The following is a 2,800-nucleotide window of genomic DNA, read 5'->3' as shown; positions in this document are numbered from 1 at the left end:
CAATGCTTCCGTCATCATCAGAAAGAGTTCCTTCAATTTTTGCGTCTTCACCGTTTACAAGCCAATATGAGCCGTCAGATTTTGCAGTAAGATTTGTGATTCTTACAGTCGGAACGTCTCCATTCAAATCAACAGGGATTTCAACAAATCCGTCAGAATTTGTAATCTTGCCGTCCTCATAATTCGCATTTTCCGCCATATCGGTTGCGGCAACAAGAACATAAAGGCTTGCCTTTCCTGTGTAATTTCCGCTTGAATCAACAGCATTTTCAGCATCAGAAAGATCATTAAAGTCAAATTCTTTTGACCAAGTATAAATTGCGGAAGCGTCTGTAATTGTCTCGCCAAGCTTTGTGTAATCGCTTAAATTATCAGATTTTTTTGTTGAATAATAAAATTCAAGAGATTTTGGAGTTTTCGCCTCGGTGATTTTTCCTGTAATCACAGATGTTCCATTCACAGAAGAAAGCGCGACTTTGTCCGAAACAGAAGGGCTTGTAAATCCAACAGCTGGAGCAGTCGTGTCAACTTCAAATGTGAATATTTTCTGAAAACTTCCTTTTCCATTGCCTGCCGTGTCTGTCGGAGACAAAGCCACAGAGCCGTCTTTTATGCTTGAAGCAGGAATAATGAGTTTCCATGATTTTATTTCTGTTTTTTCGCTTATTTCTGAGTAAGAAACAAAGCTCAAAGAAGAAATTTCAGACTCGCTTGCAGAAGCCGGAAGCCCGCTTGTAGAGAATGCAAAAGACGCATTGGTTATTTTTGTGCCGGCAACGGTTATTGAATCAAATTCGCCGACACCGGAAGCAGTATCGCTTACAGTTCCGTAAACCGTAATATCCTTCTTTTTGTTAGAAAGAACACTTCCGCTTGCATCTGCAAATGTTGTGCCGTCAAAAGTATAATAAGCACTTGCAAATTCAGGCGCAGTAGAGTCAATTCTAATCGCATAGCTCTGTGTCGCGCTCTTGTTTCCAGCCTTGTCAACTGCGACAACCTCAAGAGTATGAGCCGTGCTGCTTTCCGTAAATCCGCTGATTGAAGTTTTTACAGTCGCCTTGCCATTTGAATTGCTTGCAGTCGCGCTCGCAGAAATTTTTGTGATGTCGCCGGAAACAACATCTGAACCGGCAGAACTTGACGGGTCAAGCCAGAAATAAACTGTGTCAACGCCGCTTCCGCTTTCGTCAAACGCTGCCGTAACAGAAAGAGTTTCATCCTTGAACCAAGATTCAAGAACTTTTTCTATTGTAGATGTTCCCGCAACGCTTGAGTTTTCATCATCAAAAATTGGAGATACAGAATCTTTGTAATATTTGAACGTTGCCGAAGAAGTCTGTCCCCAGCGGTCTTTTGCTGTGTATGTCGCCGTGTAGCCGCCGCTTGTGTTGTCCAAAAGCGAAGAGATATTTATTGTGTCGCTTATTGAAGCGTTTCCGTCCGAAATAGTAACTTCTTTTTCAGAAGAATAATTTCCGCCTGCGGAATTTGCGCCGTCATTGCTGTAAGCTGCGCTCAAAGTAATTTTTCCGCTACCATCGCTTACAGTTCCCTCAACATTTACTGGAGTTGAAGTTCCGTTATAATATCCGCCGTTAGAAGTCTCAATCTTTATAGAAGGCGCGCCCGAATCAACCGCAAGTGCAAAACTGCTGCTTATAGAAGAAACCGTAGTTTCAACTTTTGTATCCTCAATGGCGATTTCGACAGTATATCCGCCCTCGTCCGAAGGCAAATTATAATTCAGGCTATAAGAGGTTGAAGTTCCGCCTGTTAAAAGCTCTTCCGTTGTTACAGTTCCATTTTCAGAAGTAAGCGTAATTTTTACAGTCTTTATTCCGTCGTCATCTGTAATCGTGCCTTTTAAAACGTTGTTTGAGCTTATTCCGAAGATGTTTGTTTCTCCGTCTTTGATTGCGTCAAAAGTTTTTACAGAAGAATCAGCATTTGAGAGAGTCAAGACAGGAGAATCAGTGCTTTGGTCAACATTTATAGTTCTTTCAGCCAAGGAAGAAACATTTCCTGCGGCGTCCTCAGCAGAAACTTTAATCGTATAAGATGAATTGTCCGCCAGCTTTGTTGTATCAAGAACAAAATTCCAGCTCTTATAAGTTCCGCCCAAAGAATAATCACCGGAAGCAATAAGGTTTTCAGCCGACTGCTCATTGCTGTTTGAGTCCAAAATCTTTATTGAAAGAGATTTTTCAGCAAGAGCCATTGTATCGGAAGCAACGCCCATAACTGTGATTTTTCCGTTTACATACTCAGCATTTTCTTTTGTTACAGTCGGGCTAAGTCCGCTTATCACAACATTCGGAGCAGTCTTGTCAGATGTAATCGTGAGTTTTGCAGAATTCTCATTTCCGGCCTTGTCTTTTGCCTTTACGGTGAAAGTATTCGAGCCTTCCTGAACAACAGACTTGTCGATTGTAAAACTGTATTTTCCATCAGAATTTGATACTGAAACTTTGTCTGAAGAAATTTCCTCGTTGTTGTTTTGGATAGAAACAGAAGCAATTCCGCCGTTGTCAGAAATATCAGAAGAAATAACAAAATCGCCTTCGTTGCCTAGGCTTGCAATATTAAAACTTGAAATTGCGCCGCCGCCCAAAGTTGCGTCTAAATCGCCAACAACAGGCTTTTCAGAATCAGGATAAATTGAAATGTAATCAAGAGCAGAATTGCCGGTTTTGTTTCCAGCATTATCCACTGCAACAACATGGAAAACATACGCGGCTGAGCCGTCTTTTTCATCAAGGGCTGAAAGCATATCGCTTGAAACAACCGCAGTCCAGCT

1 protein-coding gene is annotated in these 2,800 nt (G+C 41.6%); it reads right to left on the bottom strand.

All coding sequences use genetic code 11. The annotated features are described in order from the left end of the window. Window positions 1-2,800 (bottom strand): Ig-like domain-containing protein (locus tag B2X33_RS08565; RefSeq protein ID WP_296669014.1); only part of this gene is annotated, 2,800 nt, incomplete at both ends.

It is taken from the genome of Treponema sp. UBA785, assembly GCF_002297065.1.
In the GTDB taxonomy this organism is placed as follows: Bacteria; Spirochaetota; Spirochaetia; order Treponematales; family Treponemataceae; genus Treponema_D.
Note: the sequence above shows the minus strand (reverse complement) of the source record. Positions and strands in the feature narration are given on the sequence as shown.